This is a genomic window from Bradyrhizobium sp. BLXBL-03 (genome assembly GCF_051853015.1).
GTDB classification, from domain to species: domain Bacteria; phylum Pseudomonadota; class Alphaproteobacteria; order Rhizobiales; family Xanthobacteraceae; genus Bradyrhizobium; species Bradyrhizobium manausense.
The window spans coordinates 6,863,521-6,887,727 of record NZ_CP182470.1 but is presented as its reverse complement, the minus strand read 5'-3'; the positions used below and the strand labels follow the sequence as shown (position 1 = coordinate 6,887,727).

Here is a 24,207-nt window from a genome sequence, read left to right as displayed (position 1 = left end):
ATGACCACCAGCGACCATGTGGTGGCGGTTTTGACCGTTGAGGCGGCTCCAGCCGCCCGGCAGCGATCGCGCTGGCGCCTGGTGCTGCCCGTCGGGCTGCTTGCCGTCCCGATGCTGGCATTCCTAACCTATTTCTTCTTTTATCCAGCCTTGATACTGCTCCTCTCGAGCATCCAGACGCAGGACAGCCGCGGCCTCATCGGCCGCCCGTTCACACTTGCGCACTATGCGCGCCTCATCAATGTCGAGCTCTACGCGCGCGTGCTCTGGACGACGCTGCGGATCAGCATCATCACCTCGGCCCTCGCGACGGTGCTCGCCTATCCGGTCGCGCTGGTGATGGTGAAGAGCCGCCCGATAGTCACGCGGATCATCACGCTGATCGTCATTGCGCCGCTCATCGTCAGCGTGGTCGTTCGCGGCTACGGCTGGCAGTTGGTGCTCCAGAATGGCCCGAAGGGGATGCTGAACTGGATCCTGATGACGTTGCATATTATCGACTCGCCGATCTCGGTCCTCTACACCGAAGTGGCGGTCGTCATCGGATCGCTGCACGTCTTCTTCCCGATGATGGTGCTGCCGCTGGCCTCGGCGCTCGGTAAGATTGATCCCAATCTCGAAGATGCGGCTCGCATGTTGGGTGCGCCCTGGTGGAAGGTGTTCCTCCGGGTGACGCTGCCGCTCAGCATGCCCGGCTTCGTGGCCGGCTTCACGCTGGTCTTCTCGCTCACCGCCGGCTCGTTCGTCATCCCCGCGATCCTGGGTGGCGCCTCGGCGATCATGCTCGGCAATCTGATCGAACAGCAGATCTTCGTCGTCTACGATTGGCCGTTCGGTGCGGCCATCGCCGTCGTCCTCGTCGGCCTGGTGCTGGCCGTCAACGGCGTGTCGATGTGGCTGCTGGAAGGCCGGCGTCTCAGGAGGCCCGAGTGATGGACGAGCGATTCTCCGGCTTCGGCGCTTTCGTTCTCTACACCATCACCGCCGCCATGATGTTGTTCATCCTGGCGCCGCTTCTTCTCGTCATGGCGGCGTCGGTCTCCGATTCCTATTTTGTGACGTTCCCGCCGCAAGGCTTCACGCTGAAATGGTACGCCAAGGTTCTCGGAGATCGCGACTTCCTCGAGGCGATGCGACTGAGCATCCTGCTTGCGCTCGGCACGACGGCGGGCTCGCTCCTGCTTGGTGTGCCCGCGGCCTTCGCACTGGTTCGCGGCAAGTTCTTTGGCCTAGCGGCGATCAAGGGGTTCCTGCTGTCGCCGCTGATTTTCCCGGCGCTGGTCACGGGCCTTGCGCTGCTCCAGGTGTTGACCAGGCTCGGCTCCCAGGATGCTCGGATCAATCTTCTCATTGGACACGTGGTGGTGACGTCGCCCTATGTCATCCGCACCGTCGTCTCCAGCCTTCAGCTGGTGGACGAAAACCTTGAGGATGCGGCACGCACGCTTGGCGCCAACCGTTTGTGGACCTTTTGGCGCGTCACGTTGCCGCAGATCGCCTCGGGCGTTGCGGCCGGCGGGCTGTTCGCCTTCATGGTGTCCTTCGACAATTATCCGGTCACGATGTGGCTGGCGAACTCGGAATACTCGCCCGTGCCGCTCGTGCTGATGCGGCAACTGGTCAACGTCTTTGACCCTTCCGTGCCAGCGATGTCGACAATCATCATCCTGATGGCGATGGTCGGCGTGCTGCTGCTGGAGAAACTGGTCGGCCTTCGCCGCGCGTTGGCTGCTTGATGTGCATTGGTTAGATGGAGATTGGACCCATGAAGCTGACACGTAGGACTCTCATTAAGGCCGGTGCATCCGCGGTTGCCTTCCCGACGATCATCAGCCGGTCGTGGGCGCAGGACGCCAAGCAACTGCATGTCGGCGTCTATAACTCCGCTCTGGGCAAGCTTATCCAGAAGGAGGTCATTCCCAAGTTCGAGGCCGAGTTCACATGTCGCGTCTTCACGATCGAAGGTGCAACACTTTCGAACATCGCCGCTCTCCGCGCGACCCGCGACACGCCGCGCTTCAGCATGATGATGATGGACGACGTCGGCATCCCCCAGGCCAAGCAGGAGGAGCTGATCGACAAGCTCGATGCGGCAAAGATTCCGAACCTTGCGAAGGTCTATCCGCGCTATCTCTTCGAAGACGGCTACGGCGTCGGCTTCTCGATCTCCAGCGCTGCGATGTTCATCAATCCGCAGGTGACGAAGCCGCTCGAGAGCTATGAGCAGATCTTCGACGCGAAGTATCGCAAGCAGATCCTGCTCAATACGCCCAAGAACACCCAAAGTGTGCTGATGCTCATCGTCGCCACGGCGCTCGCGACCGGAAAGCCATTGAAGGAGGCGCAATATCTCGTCGACGGCGGTTGGGACAAGCTCGCGTCTCTCAAGCCCAACGTCCTGACGATCTACGACAGCGAAGCGCAGGTGCTTCAGGTGGCCCAAGGCCAGGCCACGATCGGTGGCATCGAGTATTCGAAGGCGATCTATCCGCACACGGCGAAGGGCATGCCGATCGACATGACCTTCCCCAAGGAAGGTGCGTTCACCGGCATCAACAGCATGACGCTGGTCAAGAATGCGCCCGAGCCCGATCTCGCCTGTGCGCTGATCAACCGCATTCTGGAGCCCTCGGTCGCCAAGATGCTGTCCGAGCAGACGCTCAGCGCGCCCTCGGTGGGTGGCATTGACTTCAAGCCGGAGACGGCCAAGTTCCTGGCCTATCCCGACACCAAGGCGACCGATCTCGGACTGTTCACGCCGGACTGGAAGTTCATCGTTCCGCGCCGCGGTCCGTGGCTGGAGCGCTATAATCAGGTGTTCACGAGCTAGGACAGGCTGCCATGAGGTCTTCCGAAGTCAGGCTTGATCGCCTCAGCAAGGAATATAACCGCACCGCCGCGGTCAACGACGTCTCGCTCACGATCGAGCCGGGCCACATGGTGGCGCTGCTCGGTCCGAGCGGATGCGGCAAGACGACCTGCCTGCGCATGATCGCGGGGCTGATCCGCCCGACATCCGGCGACGTCTTCGTGAACGACAAGAGGATGACCGACGTTCCCGTGCATCGCCGCAACGTCGGAATGCTGTTCCAGAACTACGCGCTGTTTCCTCATCTGACCGTTGAGGAGAACATCGCTTTCGGCCTGGAGATGCGCGGGATATCCAAGGCCGATGCCGCAAGGAAGGTGGCCGAGGCGCTCAGCCTCGTCCAGCTCTCCAGCTTCGGCAAGCGCTATCCGGCGCAACTCTCCGGCGGGCAGCAGCAGCGCGTCGCATTGGGGCGGGCCCTCGTGATCGAGCCGGCCATGCTGCTCCTCGACGAGCCGCTCGGGGCGCTCGACAAGGGGCTGCGCGAGAGCATGCAGGTCGAGCTGCGCGCCCTTCAGCGCAGGCTTGGCCTGACCACCGTCATGGTGACCCATGACCAGGACGAGGCCCTAACCATGGCCGACAAGATCGTGGTCATGCGCGATGGCAAGCTCGAGCAGGTCGGCTCGGCGACGGAAATCTACCAGCGTCCCGCCTCGAAATTCGTCGCGCAGTTCATCGGCGCGTCGAATCTGTTTCAGGGGCCCGTCGAGCGGCGAAACGGAAGTGGGGCGGTCATCCGTGTCTCGCCGGAATTGAGCCTTCAAGTCGACCAGATCCCGCAATCGGCCAGCGACGTGATGGTTTCGATCAGGCCTGAAGCGATCGTGGTCGAACGAGCCGGTCAGAGCCCGGAGGCGCAACGCGCCAACAGCGTGACGGCGCGTGTCGATCAGGCCATCTACCGCGGCTTCGTCAGTCACTACTATCTCAAGACGCCGAGTGGCGGCCAGATCATTGTATTCGAACAGAACCAGTCGCAACAGGCCGGACTCCGATACACGGTGGGTGAGGAGGTCGTGGCGCGGTGGGAGTCGCCCAGCAACCACGTCATTGCGCGTCACTGAAATCGGAGGCGAGCGAAACGTCCTGCCGGCAATCGACATCCCTTATACCCGCAGACGAACATCGTCTTGGATCGGCTTGCGCCGCTTGGCTAGATCTAGGGGTGGCAGCGCCACGGGCGTTCGACCAGCGAGGCCCTTTTGTCGATTAATCAGCCCAACGCCCCTTTTGTCGGCACGATCGAGAAAAGTCCGAAGATCAGCTTGATCGGCACGCTTGCGATGCTGGTCGAGGCGCCGGGTGACTTTGACCTGGTGCAGCAGGGCCGCATCTGGGCGCTTGCCGATGCCGTGTCCGCCTGGCCCAATGTCCAGGAGGCCGTCATTGGCGTCACCAACGTGATGCTCGTCTTCGAGCAGCCCCCGGCGGATATCGGCATGCTCAGCGCCGCGATCGCCGAGCTGTGGCATCGTTTGCCCGGCCGCAAGGCCGACGGCAAGCTCATCGAGATTCCCGTGGTCTATGGCGGCGAGCTCGCCTTCGATTTGCCGGCGATTGCGCGCCACGCCGGGCTCTCCGAGCGTGACGTCATCAGGATTCATAGCGAAGGCGATTACACCGTCTGTGCAGTCGCGAGCTCGCCAGGCTTCGGTTATCTCCACGGCCTCGATCCGCGCATTCACATGCCGCGCAAATCAGTGCCGTCGCTCAACATGCGGGCGGGCTCGGTGACCATCGGCGGGATGCAGACAGGCGTCGCCGTGCTGACAAGTCCGAACGGATGGAATGCCATCGGCTGGGCCTCGGTCGCGATGTTCGATCCGAGCTCCGAGGAACCCTCGCTGATGCTTCCCGGCGACCGTGTCAAATTCAGGATTGATCGGATCGAGCTGTGATCGAGGTTCTAGCCAGCCCCGCCTTCAACACGATCCAGGATCTCGGTCGCAATGGTGCGCGTCGTTTCGGCGTGAGTACGTCAGGTGCGATGGATCCCCTCGCGCTTGCCGGCGGAAATGCGCTGCTGGGCAACGACGACAATGCGGCCGGTATCGAGATCCAGACGTTTCCGTTCCGCCTGCGCTTCCAGACCGCCGCCCCATTTGCATTGACCGGAGCCGATCCGGTCTCGACGCTGGCCGGATCTCCCGTTCCTTCCTGGTGGTGCACGCGGGCGCGCGCGGGCGACATTCTCGAGATCGGGACACCACGCCGCGGAGCGCGCGTCTACGCGACCTTCGGCGGCGGCGTCGATGTCCCGCGCGTGCTCGGCTCGCGCAGCACGCATCTGCGCGCTGGCTTCGGCGGGCTCGAGGGGCGAACCTTGCAGGTAGGCGATGTCATTCCGGTCGGGAAGCCGTCGTGCGAGGCTGGCCGCCGCTTCGATTTCGGCGCTGCGCCGCCTGACGTCGCGATTGCAGGCGCCGGTACGGCCGATGACCGCATGCTGCGGATACGCCTGATGCGCGCCGGCGAATATGATCTGTTCTCAGAAGAGGTGCAGGCAAAGTTCTGGTCCACCACCTGGAAGATCAGCGCCCGCAGCGACCGCGGCGGATACCGTCTCACCGGAGCCAGGCTGATCCTGGACGCGCCGGTCGAGATGCGTTCGCATGGCGTGGTGGCCGGCGTTGTGCAGGTGCCGCCCGGCGGCGAGCCGATCATCCAGATGAGCGACGCCAACACGGCGGGCGGCTATCCCAAGATGGCGGCCGTGATCCAGGCCGATCTCTGGCGTCTTGGCCAGGCGACGCCGGGATCGTTCATCGTCTTCAGCGAGGTGAGCTACCAGGACGCAGTCGCGGCGATGGCTCCGGTCAACGATTATCTCGCGAAATTGCGTGCGACCGCGAACCTCTATCGAGCGCTTTGAGTGGACGTCAGCGAAAACAAAAGCAGGGTGCGAACATGAAAATCGGCATCAATTCGGACATGGGGGAAGGTTTCGGCAATTACCAGATCTGCGACGACGAGGCGCTGATGGGCATCGTCTCGTCAGCCAATGTGGCGTGCGGTTTCCACGCCGGCGACCCTATCATCATGGATCGCATGGTGCGCCTCGCCAAGCAGAAAGGGGTCGAGGTTGGAGCCCATCCGGGCTTGCCCGACCTGCTCGGGTTTGGCCGCCGCGTGATCCAGATGGATGCCGCCGAGCTTGAGAAGCACATGGTCTATCAGATCGGCGCCTTGCAGGCGATCGCGGCCAATGCTGGTCACCGCGTGACCCATGTCAGCTTCCATGCTGCGATGGGTAACATGGTCAACGCTGACGCGGCCATGGCGGATGTCGTGGCCCGCGCGATTGCGACCATCAATCGCGATTTCATCGTATTCTCGCAGCCCGACGCGGAGATCGTGCGCGCCGCGCGCAAGGTAGGCCTGCGCATCCTGACGCTGTTTCTGGCCGATCGTGCCTATGACGAGTACGGCCATCTGGTGTCGCGCAAGCTTCCAAATTCGGTAATCACCTCGACCGAAGCAGTTGCTGAACGGGTCAAGCGATTCCTTGACAGCGGAACGGTAAAAACCATCGACGGCAAGTCGATCAAGGTCGAAGCGCGCTCGATCCTGATCCACAGTGACACGCCCGGATCGGTGAACCTTGCCAGCACTGTACGCCGTGTCATCGAAGAGGGCGGCGGCGAAGTCACGCCTGCGACCGTCTTGCTTAATTGAGCTCGCGGATTCGCGCGATCGGGGTGCCGTAGCCGACCATGGCACCCGTCTCCGCAATCACGGCATCGATGGTGCCGGCCGCTGGCGCAACAACGGGCGCATACAGCAGGCCGACCTTCACGAGACCGACCATCGCGCCGTCCTCAATGCGTTGTCCTGGCGAGACGAACGGCTTGTCCTGCCAGGGGTGGGCCGCAAGGAATTGCCCCGCGACATCAGCTTTTGCGATGATGGAACGATGCGTGACCGGGGCGTCCGCGGCTGCAAGCGTTGCAGACGCCGCGATTCTGTTACCGGTGTCGACGACGAGCTTCAGTGTCAGCCCGGGCTCCTCGATCTCGATCGCATCGACGCCGGACCTCGAGAGGATCTGCGCCAGACGTTCGATGTGGCTGATCTCTATCGGCATGCTCTGAGCTCCTCGACAAGGCGTACATTGGTGCGCAGCCGATCGAGATAGGTCGACATCTCGGCTTCGGCCGCCAGCGCGTCGGTGTAGGCAGTTTGCTCGAACCGCAGCTCGCTGCCGAGCCGCGCTTGCCCGACGCGCCAGAGGTCGGCCCGGATCACAGTCGCGATCTTCGGATATCCGCCCGACGTCTGTGCATCTCGCATTTGAATAATAGGCTGTCCATTGGGCGGAATCTGGATGACGCCGGGCACAATGCCGTGCGAGCGCTTCTCGACCGGTGCTTTCGGCTTCACGTCAGGGCCTTGCAGGCGGTAGCCGTAGCGATTGCTCTGCGGTGTGATCTTCCAGCGGCTGGACCAGAACAGCGCCTGTGTGGCGGCGTCAAACGCGTCATATTCGCCGGCGATAACAACGCGAACGATAGTCTGGTCGGCGGCAGCGTCCGGGCGCGCCAGCGTGATATCGGCGGGTTCGATCCCGAGTTCGTCTATGGCCGCCGTAGACGACGCGCAGGGAAGGGTGTCGCCCGCCTGAAGCGGCCGCCCATGCCAGCCGCCGAATTCGCCACGAAACTGTGTGCTGCGCGAGCCGAGTATCATGGGCACATCGATGCCGCCTCTGACGGCCAGATAAAGGCGTGCGCCGCGGGACATCGCCTTGATGGTCAGGACGTCTCCGGCGCGCGCATGCGAGCGCCACCAAGGCGGAATTGGACGTCCGGCGATCTCAGCCTCGACGCCCGCGCCTGTGAGCGCAAAAGCCATGTCGCGGCCGAAGCGGAGTTTGAACGGCATCATCGGGATCTCAATCGCCGCGGCGTTCTCGTCGTTGCCGACCAGGATGTTGCCGGCGCGCAGCGCGACGTCGTCCATTGCGCCTGATGTGCCGACCCCGAAGCGGTATTGATCGAAGCGCCCGAGGTCCTGGATGCTGGCGGGACCCGTGACTGACAGGATCTCCATCACCGGATCACCCGCTCAATCTCGAAGCGGATGGTATCGCCCGGTGCGAGCGCAGCAGGCGCCGGCCAGGTTGGATCGAAGAAAGTCCAGTTCGTGTGTCCGATTGCATGCCAACCACTGGGGCCTGGCGAGGCGGAGACGCCGGTCTGCGATCCGCCGATCGACACCGAACCGCCCGCGGAACGGTGCAGCGGTGTCTGGCGCCGCGGCATGGTGATGCGGGGGTCCATGCCGCCGAGATAGCAATAGCCTGGGTGGCTGCCGAGTGCGAACACTGTGTAGAGCGGCGCGGCGTGGATCGCCACGACATCGTCGATCGACAGGTTGCAATGTTCAGCGACGGATTGGAGCTGCGATCCGACCTCGCCGCCGTAGGTGACCGGCAACCTGATCTCGCGGCCCCCGATGGCGAGGCCTTCCGCCGCGTCCCAGCCGTCATTGAGCGCGGCGATCAAGGTGTCGAGCTCGCGGGGAGGGGTCTCGAAGGTCAGCATCATGTTGGTGATGCCGGGAATGGCCTCGCGAATTCCTGGCCATTTTGATGCGGTCGCCGCCAGCGCCCAGATCCTTCGCTGATGCGGCAGGTCGAATGCGCCGGGCGCCTCGAACAGGAGGGCCGATGTGCCAAGCAGGCTAATCCGCGGCCGGTCGGTTACCGTCATTGCGCGGCCACCTTCGCATTCATCCAGTGCTCGAGGTGGTGGATATCGTAGCCGCCACGGCAGAACGAGGGATCGGCGAGGATCGCCTGATGCAAAGGCACGTTAGTGCGGATGCCGTCGGCACGCAGTTCAGACAAGGCAACTCGCGCGCGGGCCAGGGCCTCGTCGCGGGTGCCGCCATGGGCGATCAGCTTGCCGATCAGCGAGTCATAGTGTCGCGAAACGGTGGCACCGGCGGTGATATGCGAATCGACGCGGATGCCGATGCCGCCAGGCACATCCCAGCGCGTCACTGTACCGGGCGAGGGGGCGAAGGTGGCAGGGTCTTCGGCATTGATGCGGAATTCGACGGCATGGCCGACACGCGCGATGTCCTCTTGGGCGATCTGAAGCGATTCGCCACGCGCAATGCGAATTTGCTCTTTGACGATGTCGATCCCGGTCGTCATCTCGGTGACGGGATGCTCCACCTGGACGCGCGTGTTCATCTCGATGAAGAAGAATTGCCCGTCCTCGTAGAGGAATTCGAAAGTGCCGGCGCCGCGATAGCCGATCCGCCGGCAGGCTTCGACGCAACTTGCGCCGACCTGCTCGATCAGCGCGCGATCGATCCCTGGCGCCGGAGCTTCCTCGACCACCTTCTGGTTCCTGCGCTGGAGCGAGCAGTCGCGGTCACCGAGCCAGAGATGGTTGTCGTGCTGGTCGCACAGCACCTGGATCTCGATATGGCGGGGCTTTTCGAGGAATTTCTCGATATAGACCGCGGCGTTTCCGAACGCCTTTGCGGCTTCCGCGCGCGTCAGCGCCAGCGCCTCGTCCAGGGCGGCTTCGCTGCGCACGATCCGCATGCCGCGCCCGCCGCCGCCGCCGGCGGCCTTGATGATGACAGGGTATCCGATGTCCCGGGCGATCGCGCGCACCTCGGCCGGATCATCGGGCAATGCACTGTCCGGCCCCGGCACGCAAGGCACGCCCGCGAGCCGCATCGCGCGCTTGGCCGCGACCTTGTCACCCATCGTCCGGATGCAATCGGCGGGCGGGCCGATGAAGGTGAGGCCCGCGCGCGCCACCCGATCGGCAAACTCCGTACTCTCCGAGAGGAAGCCGTAGCCCGGGTGGATGGCTTGGGCGCCGCTGACCTCGGCCGCGAGAAGGATCGCCGCCATGTTGAGATAGGTGCTGCTCGCCGGCGCCGGCCCGATGCAGAGTGCCTGGTCGGCGAGTGCGACATAGCGCGCGTCGCAGTCCGCTTCAGAGTGAATGACGACCGTCTTGAGACCCATCGCCCGACAGGCGCGCTGGATGCGAAGCGCGATCTCACCGCGATTGGCGATCAGGACCTTGTCGAACATCAGGATGAACCCGCGGGACCGATCCGGAACAGGGCCTGACCCGCCGCGATCTCCTCACCATTCTCCGCGAGGACCGCGAGCACGACGCCGGGCGCCTCGGCGGCAATATCAATGAAGGTCTTCATTGCTTCGATGATGCAGATCTTCTGCCCGGCTTCGATCCGTGCGCCGACCTCGACCAGCGGCGGCTCGTCCGGCGCCGCGGCCCGGTAGAAGATGCCATGCATCGGCGCGGGCACGAGGGTGTCGGCGGCAACCTCGGGAGCCGGACTTTCCTGGTGATCGAGAGCAGGAGCCTCGACCTCGGCCCGGTTTACAGGCTGTGCCGGGACCGCAGGCGGGCCCGCAGACGCGCGCTTGAGGATGCGTACACGGGTGCCGTCCTGCGTCAGGTCCAGCTCCGCTATCGAGGAGCGCGCAACGAGATCCACGAGCTGTTCGATCTTGGAGAGGTCCACAATCACGCTCCGCGTTGGCGGCCCGCCGAGTTCGGTGCGTTCATGCGTCACTCCGCAGGCGGCCGGCTCTTCTGTGCAAAATTCAGGCCGCCGACGACCTGCTGGGTCGGCAGGACTTCCATGAAGGCGACATTCATGCGCGCCGGCGAACCGACCGCGAATGCGATCGAATAGGCGATGTCCTCGGGCTGAAGCGAATCATAGTCGTCGAAGAAGCGGCGTTTGGCTTCGGCGAGATCACCGAGCAACCGGCCGAACACCTCGGTCTCGACCCGGGCCGGCGATATCTCGGTGACGCGGACCCGTGTTCCGTAGAGGTCGACGCGCAATTGCTGCGACAGGGAGTGAATGCCGGCCTTGGTGGCGTGATAGACGGTGTTTCCGCCTGCGAATGCGTAGTGCCCGGCGATCGAGGAGATGTTGACGATATGGCCCCGATCGCGGCGGGCCATGCCCGGCACGATGAGGCGCGTCAGATGCAGGACCGCGCGCAAATTGACGTCGATGAGGGCATCGACATCCTCCGCCGTGGTGTCCAGGATATTGCCGCGGCGGGACTGGCCGGCGTTGTTGACCAGGACGTCGAATTCGGCCGACTTCGCCAATGCGGCGAGCGCGTCGAGGTCGCTGATGTCGACGGCGCAGGGCCGGCAGCCGGTCTCCGCCGATAGGGCGCTCAGGCGAGAGGCGTCGCGCGCCACGGCGTAGACCTGGAGTCCTTCCGCACTGAGGCGACGAACCGTCGCAGCGCCGATTCCCGAGGAAGCGCCCGTCACCAAGGCCGTTCGATAATCTGAAAATCCCATCCAAAGGACTCCTCTGCTACCGTCCAACCCGCACGAGCGGCGTCGGCTGCAAGGCAAGCGGCGGACGAGTGCAGTACTACCTATAGGCCCCCCAGGTTCCAGATGGTAAGAACAATTCCTTCTGATCCCATAGCTTCAGCCTATTGCTGCTGCACTGCTCCCTGACTGTTATCCGGAGACGCCATATTGGATACGAAACGTTTGGAAGCCTTTATCAAGGTCGTGGATCTCGGCAGCATGACGAGCGCGGCGAAGGTCCTGAATGTTGCACAGCCGGCGCTGAGCCAGCACATTGCGAGCCTGGAGGCGGATTTCAAGTGCAAGCTACTCGACCGCAGCGCCCGCGGCGTCAAGCCTACCGAGGCCGGTCGAATTCTCTACCGCTATGCCAAGTCGATCCAACGGCAGATCGAAGAGGCAAGGCGCACCATTCTGGACAACAAGCCGGAGCTGACCGGCAACGTCACGATCGGTCTGGCCCCACTCAGCTCGGCGGCATTGCTCGCGATCCCGCTGCTCACGCAGATACGCGAACGCTATCCTGGCATCGTGCCGCACATCTACGACAGCTCAGGGGTCATGCTCAGCGAAATGATGCTCAAGGGGAGCATGGATATGGCAGTCCTCTACGGCGAGCGCCCGGTAACCGGGCTGGATTACAAGCCGCTGATGCGCGAGCACTTCTATCTTGTCGCGCCCCGCAGCACGTATCTGGAGGAGATACCTCCGGAGGACATTTCGGCGGCGGAGGTCGCGCAATTCGACCTGCTTCTTCCATATCGGGAATCCTTCCTGCGGCAGACCATCGAGCGGGTCTGCGCCGAGGTGGGACTCCGCCCGCGCATCGTCGCCGAGATCCATTCTCAATCGATCCTCTTTTCGGCGATAGCCGCCGGAGTCGGCGCGGCAGTGCTGCCCATGTCGATAGCAAGGGAGTTGCCGAATCTCGACCAACTCTGCATTAGACGGATCAATGCGCCGTCGGCGTCGCAACAGATGTCGCTATGCATTTCCGATAACGCTGCGCTGTCCGACGCTGCATTCGCCGTCTATAAGATCCTCCTCGATATCATCATCAAAAGCTGGGGGCCGTTCGATTCCCAGCTCGGCCCGGCTGCCGTCGCCGCGGCTGGCTCAACGTCGCCTCCGGACGGTGCGAAGGACGAGCCATAACAAAACACGATACGGCAATCCTAAAATCTGAATTTGCCGCCCCAAGGCGGTTGGTTATGGAGGTGTAACGGAGATCGCGACAGCAAGGAGGTTACCATGGTGCACGTAATCAGGACATTTGATCGGCCCGCCACCGAGCTTGTCGAGCGCATCAAGAAGTTTCCTCCCTCCACCCTTCACGAAGCGCAAGGACGATCGGGCGCGCTGAACTCCCGCATCAAGCCGATCTATTCCGGGATGCGCGCCTGCGGACCGGCACTGACGGTGAGCTGCCATCCAGCCGACAACATGATGCTGATCACAGCGATTTCGCTGGCTAAGCCCGGCGACGTGCTGGTGGTGAGCGCGGGCGACCATCCCGAGCAAGGCGGCTTCGGCGAGGTGCTGGCGACCGCCTGTGTTGCCAAGGGCATCGTCGGACTCGTCACGGATGCCGGCGTTCGCGACGGCCTTGCGGTGCGCGACACCGGCTTCAACGTCTTCTCCTATGGCCTCTGCATGAAGGGTACCGTCAAAGAGACCCTCGGCACCATCAATCAGCCGATCGTCATCGGCGGCATCGCCGTCCGCCCCGGCGACATCGTCAGCGCCGATGACGACGGCGTCGTGATCGTGCCGAAGGAGAACATCGCCGATGTCTGCGTCAAGTCGGCGGCGCGCGAGGACAAGGAAGCCAGCGTGATGAAGGCGCTCAAGGCCGGCGGCGACATCCTCGAGCTCTCCGGTATCGGCAAAGTTCTGGAGTCCAAGGGCTGCACCTTCGCCTGAGCGGGCAAGCGCCGCAGCACGCAGTGATGGGAGATCAGGTGTCAGCCATTCTCGGCTCGGGCGAGCATCGCTACCGCGTCATCGAGAATTGGGCGAAGCTGCCGGACGGCTGGCAGCTCACCGATGTCGCCTCCGTCGCGGTTGACAGCAAGAACCGCATCTACGTCTTCAACCGCGGCGTCCACCCGATGGTGGTGTTCGACCGTGACGGGAACTTCCTGCGCAGCTGGGGCGAGGGGCTCTTCTGCCGCGCCCACGGTCTGCACATCGATGCCGACGACAATCTCTACTGCACCGACGAAGGCGACCACACTGTGCGAAAGTGCACGACGGACGGCAAGGTGCTGCTGACGATCGGCGTTCCCCAGAAGCCGGCTCCGTTCATGAGCGGCGATCCCTTCCATCGCTGCACGCACACGGCTTTGTCGCCGAAGGGCGAGATCTACGTCTCCGACGGCTACGGCAACGCGCGCATCCACAAGTTCACGCCGGGCGGCAAGCTGATCAAGAGCTGGGGCGAGCCCGGCACCGATCCCGGCCAGTTCAACATCGTGCACAATATTGTCACTGACGCCGAGGGCTGGGTCTATGTTGCCGACCGTGAGAACCATCGCGTGCAGGTGTTTGACGGCACTGGCAAATACGAGACGCAGTGGAACAATCTGCACCGGCCGTGCGCGCTGTGCTGTTGTGGTGGGCCGAAGAACCCCGCCTTCGTCATCGGCGAGCTCGGCCCCGCCATGCCGGTTAACCGCAAGGTGCCCAATCTCGGCCCGCGGCTGTCGATCGTTGACGCCAAGGGCAAGCGCATCGCGGGGCTCGGCGGCGAGGATGGTCCCGGTATTGCGAGCGACAAATTCCTTGCGCCGCATGGGATCGCGCTGGACTCCAGAGGCGACATGTATGTCGGCGAGGTCGGTGTCACCGATTGGAAGACGAACTTCCCCGATTATGAGATGCCGGACGTCGTGCGCGCCTCGCGCTGTCTGAAGAAGCTCGAGCGGGTGGCCGACGTTCCGCGCTAGAGGCGCCCCGCCGTCAACCTCCCCCTGCGCCTGGTTGCCATACGCTCGCCTCCGCCGATGGCATCACTTTCAGAGAAACGCTACACCCATCCGCGAGGGTGCGCGCCAGGCCACCCGACAGGACAACCTCAGACCGTGCTCTGGGATGATCAAATCGAAGGTGGCGAGTATTCGGTCGGTCGCATCCAAGAATTGCAGCGCCGCGCCCGACGTCGAAATATCGCGGACTATACAGGAGGTCTTGTTTTTAAACTCCCTCGACTTGCGCTGGCATGGCCGCGCGAATCGCGGTGCCCTGCGTGTCTCCACCGTTGGTTCCACTGCTACAGCAGCTCCCAAATCGATCTATATTCTTCAACGCTCTGATTGATCCAGAGCAGCGCGGTCCGCCTAATCTTGGTGTTCCTCCCCATCATCACCGGGAGTCATGTGCAATAAGAAAGGAATTCTCGCCAAATCGAAACAACGTGTCGCGTGCTCGGCGCTCGCTTAACGTTTGAACGTCGAGATATGGATACGCGTGGGTAGCAATAAGCTTCATGGCTGAAACCTGCTCAAAGTCGCCTCATGCGAAGCTCAGTTGATCAACCATTAGCCGTCTTAGAGAGAACAAACGGGCGCGTCACCGTGGGGGACAAACCTAAATGTGCCTTGGCTACCCCGCAAAAGTTCACTTTTGAACAAACCGCGCTACCCTTCGTTCACTGATGAATGGAGGAGGAAACAATGCCTCTTTACTTCTTTCATCAGCATGTGCGCGGTCAGAAGACGGAGGACCTGCGTGGAGAACTGTTCCCGACGGATGGGGCATGTCACCGAGCCGCGCAGCGGATGCCAGCCGGCCTTAAACGAGCTGCGGAGCGTTCCTCCAACACCTATGTCACTACCGAAGTAACCTAGCGGCAATCAGACCCTGTTCCTTGTGAGGGGAACAGTCATTGTCGAACGGCGATAACGGCGGCGTCCGCGCTCCGCGTCCGCGCTTGGCGATGGGTCGAGAAGCCGACGGCAAATTGCCCGCGTGAGTGGTCCCGTTACTCGGAGGCAATCCAGTCGCGCAGGCCCCCGATGGTGCGGAAACCGTCGGCCGCATAGCAGCGGATCGACGGAAAGCCACCTTGCATCATCTCGGCCAGCGCATGTCCCGGGCCGAGGTCCAGCACGCGATCGACGCCTTGCTCTGCGAGAGCATCCAGCGTCGCAGCCCAGTCGATCGGGCGTGCGAGCTGGCCGGCGAGCGTAGCCGTGGCATCGGATGCACAGAAGATGCGCTCGCCGCCATCTCCGGCGAGGAGGATCCGCTGAGCTGCAACAGGCACGTGCGTGCTCGCCGCGAACGCCTGTTGCAGGGGCTTACAGGCCGCTTCGAGCCGTGAGGTGTGCGAGGCGATCCTGACGGCGAGAAGTCCGGCCCGCGCGGCGCCCTGCGTTGTCGCCTCATCGCAGAGAGCGATGACATCCTGCTCCGTGCCGCCGACCACATAGAGGAGATCGGGATTCCTGATCGCGATCTCGCAGCGATGCTTCGCAAGCAGCTGGCCGAGCGTCGTCTGATCGAGCCCGCGGACATAGCCAAGCCGGCCGCCCGGGCCGGCCGCGCGGTCCATCAATCGGGCGCGGACATCGGTCAGTCGCAGCGCATCGGCGGCGGTCCATAGTCCTGCGACGCTCCAGGCCGCCATTTCGCCTACGCTATAACCCGTGACCACGGTCTCCTCAGTCAGCAGATCGGCAATGCGGGCGTGGATCGCGAGGGCCGATGTGACGGTCAGGATCTGGCTGACGCGGTTGGCGGACAGCACGTCCGCGTTCCGCGTCCTCACGAACTCTCGCGGGTCTTCCCCGAGACGGGCTGCTGCGGCAGCGAAGACCGGCTCGGCAGCGGGCTGGCCGGCGACAAGATCAAAAATCTTGTCCGAGAGCGTGCCTTGTCCGCCGCAGAGCAGTGCCAGCATCAGGGCCCCATCCGATCGACGAACAGGGTCATGGCGAGCAGATCTGCCGAGCCGCCCGGGCTGAGGTTGCGGGCGACGAACGCCTGATGAATATCGGCGGCGCGCTTGCGCCATCCCGAAGAGCCGACGCCTCCGGCGGCAAGGAATGCAGACGCGCTATCTTGAGCGAACCGCAATCCCTCGGCTCCGCCCCGGTGCAGCAGATTGGTGTCGGCGACTTCGGCGATCAACGCCATGCAGGTTTGAACGCGGACCGCATCGTCATCGTCAGGCGCGAGCATCCGTGCCGCATGCAGCGCGGGAAGGGCGATGTCATAGACGGAGGGGAAACCGCAAGCAGCTTCTGCCCTGGCGCCGCCGGCGCCATAGCGACGCGCAGCCACCGCGCCGTGGCTGCGCAGCAAGATCGGGCCGTCGGGGATGGCCTTGCCCCATCGTTGCGAGACCACTTCGCCGAGCGGCTTGCGGATGCCGAGCGCCTCGCGATAGCCGGCCGCGGCGCAAAGCAGGCCCAGCCCGAAGATCGCGCCGCGATGCGTGTTCACGCCTGACGTCGCCGCCAGCATCGCGCGCTCGGCCGCAACCCCGATCGCGCGCAGCCGGTCCATGCCGGCACCCACGGCGCCTGCGGCGGCGAGCTCGTGGAAGAACGGTGCCAGCGTGTCGGCGCTTCGGCACAGCAGTGCGGCATCCATATCGCGATGCGCGCCGTTGTCGACATGGCTGACGAGGCCGGGCTTCGGATAGGTCTCGACTTCGCGCTTCAGGCAAAGCGAAGCGAGATGACCGAGCTGCTCCGCACGGCGCGCGCGCTCTGGCAGCGCTTGCCATCTCAGCGCCGGGTTCATGACGCCGCACCCGCCAGAAAAGCTGCGCGCGTCGTGCTCGTGACACCGGCCGGACCTTTCACAAGGACCTCGTCCGCCTCATCGCCGGTCAGCTCGCGCCATTGCACGCCCCCGGCGGGAGCCGTGATCTCGCCGTCCAGCCTCATCGGCGCCTGCCTGGCAATCGCGGCAATGTCGGATGGCAGGATCTTGGCTTGCGTCACTGCTGACAGCGGCCAGAGCAGATCGAGATCTGAGCTCTCGGAAAGATATGGAAGGCCGGTGAGATGCTCCCAGGCCAGACTGCCGAACGTGCGCGTCTCCGGCAGAAGCGCAAGCAAGAGGTCGATGGTCGCGCTCCAGTGCGCAGGCGCCGCGGCGGCGGCATCGGCCAGCAGGGGCGGCGGAGCGGATGCGACAATATCGGCGGCGGCGAGAGAGAGGGCGATACGCCGTTTGCCATGGCTTGGAGGGAGCGGCAGACCGAGCGGAACGCGGCCGGCGGTATCGCTGCAGGCCGGCCGGCGGACGATGAGGGGACGTCCCGCATGTATCCAGCTCGCGACGATCGGCTCGCTGGCAAGCTCGGGATAGCGATCCATCACCGCGGCCCATCCGGTCGTCGAGGCCTTCACCATGCTGTGGCGTGCGAGAGCTTCAGCCATGTAGCGATTCCCGATGTGCCGCGAGCGCAACAACGCGATCGGCGATCTCGGCAGCTTTGCGCCGGCCGCCCCGCTCGGTACCGCGCCGGCTGCGATCATCCCGTCCTTGCGACCGTTGCAACACGGCCGCAAGCTGCGGCGCCAGCGGTGCGCTGTCGTCCCAGACGGCGTGAACGCCGCCTGTCAGCACCATGTTGTCGAGCCCGGGCGCGAACACGGACGTGGCTTCGGCCTTGGCCTTTAGCACATCGATCGGCAGTTTGGTGACCCGCGCCATCGACGGCAGGTCCATCACCGCGGGATGGGCGCCGGGCAGCGCCACCAGCGTGCCGGTGGCGAGCGCGGTCGCGATGAACGCACCGGCAGCGCTGCCGCCATAGAGCAGGCCGACGGTGCGATGCCCCTCGGCCTCCGCCAGCAGCAGCGCCTTGGCGAGATGCGACAGATATTCGCTGAGGCCGAGCAGCTCGTCGCGCTTGCTCATGCGCTGGCTGGCGGAATCCACCAGGAACAAGATCGGCGCCCGGTCCCCGGACTTGACGATGTCGATCACGCGGCTCGCGAGCACGATCGCCTCGTCGACGCCGAGCGGCTCTCCCCCGATGATGCCGAGCACATGGACAGGTCCGCCGTCGGGCAGCACCGCCCGTCCCGCGATTATCGCGCCTGATCTGTCGATCTTGCGTCCGTTCGGAAACAGGCTGGCCAGGATGTCATCGAGCGCCATCGGCATTCTCCCTGTCGTTGGCGGCGCGGAGGAAGGCGGCGGTCGGAAGTGCGGGGACATCGGACGGATTGCCGATGCCGAGAGTCCGCCAGATCTCGACGGCATCCTCGGCCTCGCCAAAGCGCTGCAGCCGCCGCTTTAGCCGCGCCTGTTCGGCTTCGAGAACCGCGACATCGCATCGCCCGCCGGCCTTGAGCGCATCGATCGCGGCCTGGCGAAATGCCAGCGCCTCGTCGTCGACGAACATGTCGACGCCGCCGATCAGATAGCGGTGCTTGCCGCCCATGGTGCGCCAGACCAGGGCGCGGTCGCGCGAGTCGAATTCCTCGATGCCCTGGTTGGTCTCGATCACTTCGGGGCCGCTGACGCTGAGCCGGCCCTGCTCGGAGATGATCAGCCGCGAGCAGGTGCCGGCGATCAGGCTGCCGCCGCCATAGCAGCCGGCACGTCCGCCGATCAGGCCGACGACGTTGACGCCGGCGCGACGCGCCTCGACCACCGCGCGCATGATCTCCGCAATGGCGAGCTCGCCGGCATTGGCTTCCTGCAGCCGCACGCCGCCGGTGTCGAACAGGATCAGCACGTCGTGCTTGAGCGCGCGTGCGGCGCGCAACAGGCCGGCGAGCTTGGCGCCATGGACCTCGCCGAAGGCACCGCCCATGAAGCGTCCTTCCTGCGCGGCGACGAGCACCGGCGCGCCGTCCAGCCGGCCGCGCCCGACCACGATGCCATCGTCGAACTGCTCGGGCAGGTCGAAGATCGACAGATGCGGGCTGATCTCGCGCAGCTCGGGGCCGATGAATTCAGAGAAGCTGCCGGCATCGAGCAGCGCGTCGATGCGCTGCCTGGCGCTCGCCTCGTACCAGCTCAGCGAGACGGCATTGGCTGTGACGGCTGTCATTGCTCCGGCTCCTCGATCTTGCGGACGCCCTGGGCAAGCCGCAGCGTCACCGTGTCGGGCCGGGCGCCGCCGTCATTGACGGAGATGCGCAAGCCGCCGGCCGAGCGGCGGGCGACGAAGTCGCGGACCACGGCGTCCCACACCGTACCGAAGCCATCGGCCGCCGTTGCGATGTCGATGGTGCAGATGTCAGGCGGAAGGCCGCGCTCCAGCAGCACTTCGAGATTGCCGGAGGCGACCACGCCGACGATGGCCTGCGTGCGCGTGCCGCCGGCGGATCTGGGTGCAGTCAGTCTGAAGCTGAGCTTTTCCATGCAAATCTCACCAGTTGCGGAAGCGGCTCGGCGGGCGGTAGAGGCCGCCGGAGGCCAGCATGAGGTCCTTGATCGAGCGGGCCGCCAGCAGATTGCGGTCGGCGTCGAGTGGATCGATGCCGAGATCCTCGGGGCGCTGGATCACGCCGCGCTGCCGGAGCTGTTCGACCAGCTTCGCATCTCGCGCGCGACCGATGTCGGTGTAGCCGGCCACGCCGCGGATCGCCTGCTCGCGCTCGTCCTTGCTGCGGCACATCAGGAGGTTGGCGATGCCTTCCTCGGTGACGATGTGGGTGACATCGTCGGAGTAGACCATCACCGGCGCCAGATCGAGGTCGAGCTTGTGCGCCAGCTCGAGCGCATCGAGACGCTCGACGAACAAAGGCGTGTTGCGCTCGCCAAAGGTCTCGCCGATCTGCACCACCAGCTTGCGGCCACGGCGCAGCGCCGCGTTGGTATCAGGGGCGGCTTCGGCGCCGGCCTTGAGCCAGGGTTCGCTCGGGTGGCGGCGGCCGCGCGGATCGGAGCCCATGTTGGGCGCGCCGCCGAATCCGGCGATACGGCTGGTCGTCACCGTCGAGCTGTGGCCTTCGAGATCGATCTGCAGCGTCGACCCGATGAACATGTCGCAGGCATAGAGGCCCGCGGTCTGGCAGAAGGCGCGGTTGGAGCGCAGCGAGCCGTCGGGCCCGGTGAAGAAGATGTCGGAGCGCGCCGCGACGTAATCCTCCATGCCGACTTCCGAGCCGAAGCAATGGATCTGCTCGACCCAGCCGGATTCGATTGCCGGAATCATCGTCGGATGCGGGTTGAGCGCAAAGTGCGTGCAGACCTTTCCCCTGAGCCCGAGCTTCTCGCCATAGGTGGGCAGCAACAGTTCGATCGCGGCGGTGTTGAAGCCGATGCCGTGATTGAGCCGGCGCACGCCATAGGGCGCGTAGATGCCCTTGATGGCCAGCATCGCCGTCAGGATCTGGGTCTCGGTGATGGCGGCCGGATCGCGGGTGAAGAGAGGCTCGACATAAAAGGGCCTGTTAGCCTCGACCACGAAATGTACGAGGTCGCCGGGGATGTCGACGCGCGGCACCTTGTCGACAATCTCGGTGACCTGCGCCACGACGAGACCGTTCTTGTAGCTGGTCGCCTCGACGACGGTCGGTGTGTCCTCGGTGTTCGGTCCCGTATAGAGATTGCCGTCCTTGTCGGCGCTGACCGCCGCGATCAACGCAACGTTCGGCGTGAGGTCGATGAAGTAGCGCGCGAACAGCTCGAGATAGGTATGGACGGCCCCGAGCTCGATCTTGCCGCCGAACAGCATGCGCGCGATGCGCGCCGATTGCGGGCCCGAATAGGAGAAGTCGAGCCGCCGCGCGATGCCTTTCTCGAAGATGTCGAGATGGGAGGGCAGCACCACGCCAGACTGCACCATGTGCAGGTCGTGAACATCCCGGCGGTCGAGGTTCGCGAGCGCCGTTGCGAGGATGTCGGCCTGCTTCTGATTGTCGCCCTCCAGGCATACCCGGTCGCCCGACCGGATCACCGCCGCCAGCAACGCGGGAAGGTTCGGGATCGGGACGACCTTTCCTTTGGCGTGCTGCCGGCCGGCAGCCCGCCGCTCACCGAGGGCAGCCTTTTGCATACCCCAATCGCTCATTTTGGCTCCTTGGCATGCGGGAAGTAGCTTCGACGGCGCCGAATGTATTCGTATTGCCTTTAATTGTCAATTAATGTATACGTAGAGCTATAAGCGAGGGATATTCGCATACACAGGAGGGAATTTATGATACGAATGCATACAGAGCGCCAAACTCCCGGGCCCCGTGCTCCATCCGCAGGCGGGAGGCGCCCGTGACCATTTCCGGTGTGGCGCTCCTCGCTATCTGCACCCTGCTGGGGGCCCTGCTCGGCGACCTTCTCGGCGTCGCCCTCGGTGTGAAGGCCAATGTCGGCGGTGTCGGCATTGCGATGATGTTCTTGATCGCTGCCCGGCTTTGGCTGGTGCGGCACAAGCTGCTCGGCCATGGCCTCAAGACCGGCGTCGAGTTCTGGGGCAGCTTCTACATTCCGATCGTGGTCGCCATGGCCGCGCAGCAGAACGTCGTCGCCGCAGCAAAAGGCGGTCCGATCGTGATCATCGCCGGCGCCGGCGCGGTCGCGGTGTGTTTCGCGATGGTGGCGCTGATCGGAAAGCTCAGTGGCCGCGTCGAGACCATGGACGAGATCGAGGCCCGGGAAGCGCTCGAGGCGAGCGTGCCGCACTTCAAGTCCGGGAGGGTCGCATGACCATGATTTCTTATGTTCTCGCTGCAAATTCGCTGATCACCGCCTTCGCCGCCGTCGGGATCCTGATGTGGATCTCGGGAGCGATCTCGAAATATCTCACCTTCGGACGCATCCACGGCTCGGCGATCGCGATCATGCTGGGGCTGCTGCTGGCCTTTTTCGGCGGCATCGCGACCGGCGGTGAAAAGGGCGTCGCCGATCTGCCCGCGTTGACCGGGATCGGCCTGATGGGCGGCGCGATGCTGCGGGACTTCGCCATCGTCGCCACTGCCTTCGAGGTCGATGTCGTGCATGCGCGCAAGGCCGGATTGATCGGTGCGGTCGCGCTCGGATTGGGCACGGTCGTGCCGTTCATCCTCGGCGTATTCGTCGCCGCAGTGTTCGGCTACACCGATGCGATCTCGCTGACGACGATCGGCGCGGGCGCGGTCACCTACATCGTGGGGCCGGTCACGGGGGCCGCGATCGGCGCATCTTCGCCGGTCATTGCGCTCTCGATCGCGACCGGTGTATTCAAGGCGGTGATCGTCATGATCGGTACGCCCTTCGTGGCGAAGATGATCGGCCTCAACAATCCGCGCAGTGCAATGGTGTTTGGGGGCTTGATGGGAACGGTGAGCGGCGTGTCCGGAGGGCTGGCGGCGACGGACCGGCGTCTGGTGCCCTATGGTGCGCTGACGGCGACATTTCACACCGGGCTCGGGTGCCTGGTCGCCCCCTCGATCCTTTACTTCGCGGTGCGTGCGATCACGGGAGACTGAATGGCGGAGATACTGAAGGTCGCAGTCGGCGCGGAAGACGATGGGGGACTGCTCTCCGATCGCATCCGCAATGCGCTCACCGACGAGATTGCGTCCGGTGCGCTCGTTGCCGGCTCGGCTTTGGAAGAGCAGCAGCTTGCCGATCGCTTCGGAGCATCCCGCACACCGGTGCGGGAAGCTCTCCGGCAGCTCGTCGTCAGCGGACTTGTCGAGGTACGTGGCCGGCGCGGCGTAGTCGTCGCGCGGATGACACCTGAGCGGATCATGGACATGTTCGAGACTAGCGCCGAGGTGGAAGCCATGTGCGTCCGCCTCGCGACCTTCCGCATGACACCACTGGAGCGCAGTCATTTGATCGAGCTGCACGAGAGCTCGCTCGCGATGGTCGAAGCCAATGATGTCGATGCCTATGATGCCTTCAACCGGACCTTCCACGAATGCATCTACAGCGCGACGCACAACTCGTTCATGGCCGAGCAGGCGCAGGATGTCCGGGCACGGCTCAGCGCCTTCCGCCGTACCCAGTTGCGGCAGGGCGATCGCATTCGCAAGTCGCGCGACGAGCACGACGCCATCATGCAGGCGATCGCGGAGGGGGACGGCGATACAGCCTCGCGCAGAATGCGGGCCCATATGCTGAACGCCGCCGCGGCGCTACGGCGCTACATCGATGATCGGTTTGGCCGTGATGGACCACCGAGCGTCGGCGACGGCCCCTTGCCACACGAGTAGTGGATTGGAAAAGCCTCCGCTCCCGGCGACCAGCAGCTCACCCAGGTCTACATCCCGGGCCGGGCGAGGCTCGCCTAACGAAGTGCGCTAATCTTGGTGACACATAGCGCTCCGTTGTCTCGGTGACTCCCTTACTACGGTTTTGTGCGCTGGTCTAACCAGGCGCTTGGCGGCACAGAAGGAATCGAACCTTGGACCTCCCGTGTGTCGGCGAGAGCGCTGGTGCATTGCGTTCGCTCGAGCGCGACCGAAATTCACCTGCCTGGCACGTTGTCCAGATGCCGCTTAGTCCGGCCTGTAAGTGCAGGTTGCGGTCGGTGTGAAGGAAAATGAACGGACTCGTCCCGGATCTGCCGGCTACTCGAACTCAACTTGTAACGAGTGATGACGCCAATGCCCTCTCAAGGCTGAAACAGGGGTTCGATTCCCCAAGGGAGCGCCAGTAAGCAATTTCAATCACTTAGTTCTATGAATAGCGGCCTTAGCGGCACTCGATAGCGGCATCTCACTATCAATGAAGCGCGGTGACCGACACCGATGCTCAAGCCCACCTCGGTAGAGCAAGAGCTAACTAAGTTTGGTGGCAGCGCAACACTCGACCTGAGCTAGCGATGCCGAAATGCGCGGTCGGCTGAAGGAAGGACTCGATCGCAATTTCCCGCCCAGCGTCGTCAAACCTCCTTGACGACAAGGGAAGGGTTCACACCCGTCCATGCGAAGATGCCCGGGCTCCTTCTCCCGGAGAAACGGATCATCGCCTTTCGTCATGCCACCAAGTTTGAGCATGTAGTATCGGGATCGGCGATCCCCTCGTCGAGGTGAACGCGAGGCCGACCGAGATTCGGTCCTCAGGTTTCGACGCCCAAGCGTTACTCGT

General features: G+C 64.1%; 27 protein-coding genes. 13 read left to right on the top strand and 14 right to left on the bottom strand.

What is annotated here, in order from left to right; translation table 11 throughout:
- The 7 genes from ACNJX9_RS32890 to ACNJX9_RS32860 all read left to right on the top strand — a co-directional run bounded on the left by ACNJX9_RS32890 (position 1) and on the right by ACNJX9_RS32860 (position 6,547).
- Entirely contained in the window at positions 1-933 is a 933-nt protein-coding gene (locus ACNJX9_RS32890; RefSeq protein WP_439406178.1) for an ABC transporter permease, read from the top strand.
- The gene (locus ACNJX9_RS32885; RefSeq protein WP_057748634.1) at positions 933-1,736 is read left to right on the top strand and encodes an ABC transporter permease; all 804 of its coding nucleotides are present in this window, start codon (positions 933-935) and stop codon (positions 1,734-1,736) included. The genes ACNJX9_RS32890 and ACNJX9_RS32885 overlap by 1 nt, the downstream gene beginning before the upstream one ends.
- Before the next feature lie 29 nt (positions 1,737-1,765).
- Positions 1,766-2,830, top strand: a complete 1,065-nt coding sequence (locus ACNJX9_RS32880) for an extracellular solute-binding protein (RefSeq protein WP_439406176.1) — start codon at positions 1,766-1,768, stop codon at positions 2,828-2,830.
- 11 nt (positions 2,831-2,841) lie between these two features.
- Positions 2,842-3,936 (top strand): ABC transporter ATP-binding protein, encoded by a 1,095-nt coding sequence (locus tag ACNJX9_RS32875; protein ID WP_439406175.1) that lies wholly within the window; start codon positions 2,842-2,844, stop codon positions 3,934-3,936.
- Positions 3,937-4,074: 138 nt separating this feature from the next.
- Positions 4,075-4,770, top strand: coding sequence for a 5-oxoprolinase subunit PxpB (pxpB, locus tag ACNJX9_RS32870; protein ID WP_057748626.1), 696 nt, complete (start codon positions 4,075-4,077; stop codon positions 4,768-4,770).
- Positions 4,767-5,744, top strand: coding sequence for a biotin-dependent carboxyltransferase family protein (locus ACNJX9_RS32865; protein WP_439406174.1), 978 nt, complete (start codon positions 4,767-4,769; stop codon positions 5,742-5,744). The genes pxpB (ACNJX9_RS32870) and ACNJX9_RS32865 overlap by 4 nt, the downstream gene beginning before the upstream one ends.
- A 35-nt stretch (positions 5,745-5,779) precedes the next feature.
- Complete coding sequence (locus tag ACNJX9_RS32860; protein WP_439406173.1) at positions 5,780-6,547, top strand: 5-oxoprolinase subunit PxpA; 768 nt, start codon at positions 5,780-5,782, stop codon at positions 6,545-6,547.
- On the opposite strand, the gene ACNJX9_RS32855 is transcribed toward ACNJX9_RS32860, so the two are convergent.
- Genes ACNJX9_RS32855 through ACNJX9_RS32830 form a run of 6 tightly spaced genes read right to left on the bottom strand, consistent with a single transcriptional unit; the run spans position 6,540 to position 11,199 of the window.
- Entirely contained in the window at positions 6,540-6,956 is a 417-nt protein-coding gene (locus ACNJX9_RS32855; RefSeq protein WP_439406172.1) for an acetyl-CoA carboxylase biotin carboxyl carrier protein, read from the bottom strand. The two genes, ACNJX9_RS32860 and ACNJX9_RS32855, sit on opposite strands and share 8 nt — an antisense overlap.
- The gene (locus ACNJX9_RS32850) at positions 6,947-7,921 is read right to left on the bottom strand and encodes a biotin-dependent carboxyltransferase family protein (RefSeq protein ID WP_439406171.1); all 975 of its coding nucleotides are present in this window, start codon (positions 7,919-7,921) and stop codon (positions 6,947-6,949) included. The genes ACNJX9_RS32855 and ACNJX9_RS32850 overlap by 10 nt, the downstream gene beginning before the upstream one ends.
- Positions 7,921-8,583 (bottom strand): 5-oxoprolinase subunit PxpB, encoded by a 663-nt coding sequence (gene pxpB / locus ACNJX9_RS32845; protein WP_439406170.1) that lies wholly within the window; start codon positions 8,581-8,583, stop codon positions 7,921-7,923. The genes ACNJX9_RS32850 and pxpB (ACNJX9_RS32845) overlap by 1 nt, the downstream gene beginning before the upstream one ends.
- The gene (gene accC / locus ACNJX9_RS32840; RefSeq protein WP_439406168.1) at positions 8,580-9,935 is read right to left on the bottom strand and encodes an acetyl-CoA carboxylase biotin carboxylase subunit; all 1,356 of its coding nucleotides are present in this window, start codon (positions 9,933-9,935) and stop codon (positions 8,580-8,582) included. The genes pxpB (ACNJX9_RS32845) and accC overlap by 4 nt, the downstream gene beginning before the upstream one ends.
- A complete protein-coding gene (gene accB / locus ACNJX9_RS32835) occupies positions 9,935-10,393 on the bottom strand; it encodes an acetyl-CoA carboxylase biotin carboxyl carrier protein (protein WP_063958258.1) in 459 nt (152 codons plus the stop codon). The genes accC and accB overlap by 1 nt, the downstream gene beginning before the upstream one ends.
- Positions 10,394-10,440: 47 nt before the next feature.
- Positions 10,441-11,199, bottom strand: coding sequence for an SDR family oxidoreductase (locus ACNJX9_RS32830; protein ID WP_439406167.1), 759 nt, complete (start codon positions 11,197-11,199; stop codon positions 10,441-10,443).
- Between the two features lie 186 nt (positions 11,200-11,385).
- Between ACNJX9_RS32830 and ACNJX9_RS32825 the strand changes: the two genes are divergently transcribed.
- The 3 genes from ACNJX9_RS32825 to ACNJX9_RS32815 all read left to right on the top strand — a co-directional run bounded on the left by ACNJX9_RS32825 (position 11,386) and on the right by ACNJX9_RS32815 (position 14,165).
- A complete protein-coding gene (locus ACNJX9_RS32825) occupies positions 11,386-12,372 on the top strand; it encodes a LysR substrate-binding domain-containing protein (RefSeq protein ID WP_439406165.1) in 987 nt (328 codons plus the stop codon).
- Positions 12,373-12,468: 96 nt separating this feature from the next.
- Entirely contained in the window at positions 12,469-13,140 is a 672-nt protein-coding gene (locus tag ACNJX9_RS32820; RefSeq protein WP_439406164.1) for a 4-carboxy-4-hydroxy-2-oxoadipate aldolase/oxaloacetate decarboxylase, read from the top strand.
- 38 nt (positions 13,141-13,178) lie between these two features.
- Positions 13,179-14,165 carry a peptidyl-alpha-hydroxyglycine alpha-amidating lyase family protein gene (locus tag ACNJX9_RS32815; RefSeq protein ID WP_439406162.1) on the top strand — a complete coding sequence of 329 codons (987 nt, stop codon included), beginning with the start codon at positions 13,179-13,181 and terminating at the stop codon, positions 14,163-14,165.
- 69 nt (positions 14,166-14,234) lie between these two features.
- Here ACNJX9_RS32815 and ACNJX9_RS32810 read toward each other — a convergent pair whose 3' ends face one another.
- The 8 genes from ACNJX9_RS32810 to mdcA form a co-directional block, all read right to left on the bottom strand.
- Positions 14,235-14,474, bottom strand: coding sequence for a PilZ domain-containing protein (locus tag ACNJX9_RS32810; protein WP_439406161.1), 240 nt, complete (start codon positions 14,472-14,474; stop codon positions 14,235-14,237).
- 725 nt (positions 14,475-15,199) lie between these two features.
- A complete protein-coding gene (locus ACNJX9_RS32805; RefSeq protein ID WP_439406159.1) occupies positions 15,200-16,120 on the bottom strand; it encodes an acyltransferase domain-containing protein in 921 nt (306 codons plus the stop codon).
- Positions 16,120-16,968: a triphosphoribosyl-dephospho-CoA synthase MdcB gene (gene mdcB / locus ACNJX9_RS32800; protein WP_439406157.1), complete on the bottom strand. Its 849-nt coding sequence runs from the start codon at positions 16,966-16,968 to the stop codon at positions 16,120-16,122. The genes ACNJX9_RS32805 and mdcB overlap by 1 nt, the downstream gene beginning before the upstream one ends.
- The gene (gene mdcG / locus ACNJX9_RS32795; protein ID WP_439406155.1) at positions 16,965-17,612 is read right to left on the bottom strand and encodes a malonate decarboxylase holo-[acyl-carrier-protein] synthase; all 648 of its coding nucleotides are present in this window, start codon (positions 17,610-17,612) and stop codon (positions 16,965-16,967) included. Before mdcG ends, mdcB begins: the two co-directional genes overlap by 4 nt.
- A complete protein-coding gene (gene mdcE / locus ACNJX9_RS32790) occupies positions 17,605-18,339 on the bottom strand; it encodes a biotin-independent malonate decarboxylase subunit gamma (RefSeq protein WP_439406154.1) in 735 nt (244 codons plus the stop codon). The genes mdcG and mdcE overlap by 8 nt, the downstream gene beginning before the upstream one ends.
- Positions 18,326-19,240 (bottom strand): biotin-independent malonate decarboxylase subunit beta, encoded by a 915-nt coding sequence (locus tag ACNJX9_RS32785; RefSeq protein WP_439406152.1) that lies wholly within the window; start codon positions 19,238-19,240, stop codon positions 18,326-18,328. Before ACNJX9_RS32785 ends, mdcE begins: the two co-directional genes overlap by 14 nt.
- Entirely contained in the window at positions 19,237-19,554 is a 318-nt protein-coding gene (gene mdcC, locus ACNJX9_RS32780; protein WP_439406150.1) for a malonate decarboxylase acyl carrier protein, read from the bottom strand. The genes ACNJX9_RS32785 and mdcC overlap by 4 nt, the downstream gene beginning before the upstream one ends.
- Positions 19,555-19,561: 7 nt before the next feature.
- The gene (gene mdcA, locus ACNJX9_RS32775; protein WP_439406148.1) at positions 19,562-21,208 is read right to left on the bottom strand and encodes a malonate decarboxylase subunit alpha; all 1,647 of its coding nucleotides are present in this window, start codon (positions 21,206-21,208) and stop codon (positions 19,562-19,564) included.
- Between the two features lie 194 nt (positions 21,209-21,402).
- Here mdcA and madL point away from each other — a divergent pair, with 194 nt between their 5' ends.
- From madL to ACNJX9_RS32760, 3 genes are read left to right on the top strand one after another with little or no spacing between them, the layout of a single operon-like run.
- Positions 21,403-21,837, top strand: coding sequence for a malonate transporter subunit MadL (gene madL / locus ACNJX9_RS32770; RefSeq protein WP_439406147.1), 435 nt, complete (start codon positions 21,403-21,405; stop codon positions 21,835-21,837).
- On the top strand, positions 21,834-22,598 hold the full coding sequence (madM, locus tag ACNJX9_RS32765) for a malonate transporter subunit MadM (RefSeq protein WP_439406145.1): 765 nt from the start codon (positions 21,834-21,836) through the stop codon (positions 22,596-22,598). Before madL ends, madM begins: the two co-directional genes overlap by 4 nt.
- Complete coding sequence (locus ACNJX9_RS32760; RefSeq protein ID WP_439406144.1) at positions 22,599-23,330, top strand: GntR family transcriptional regulator; 732 nt, start codon at positions 22,599-22,601, stop codon at positions 23,328-23,330.
- Positions 23,331-24,207: the final 877 nt, after the last annotated feature.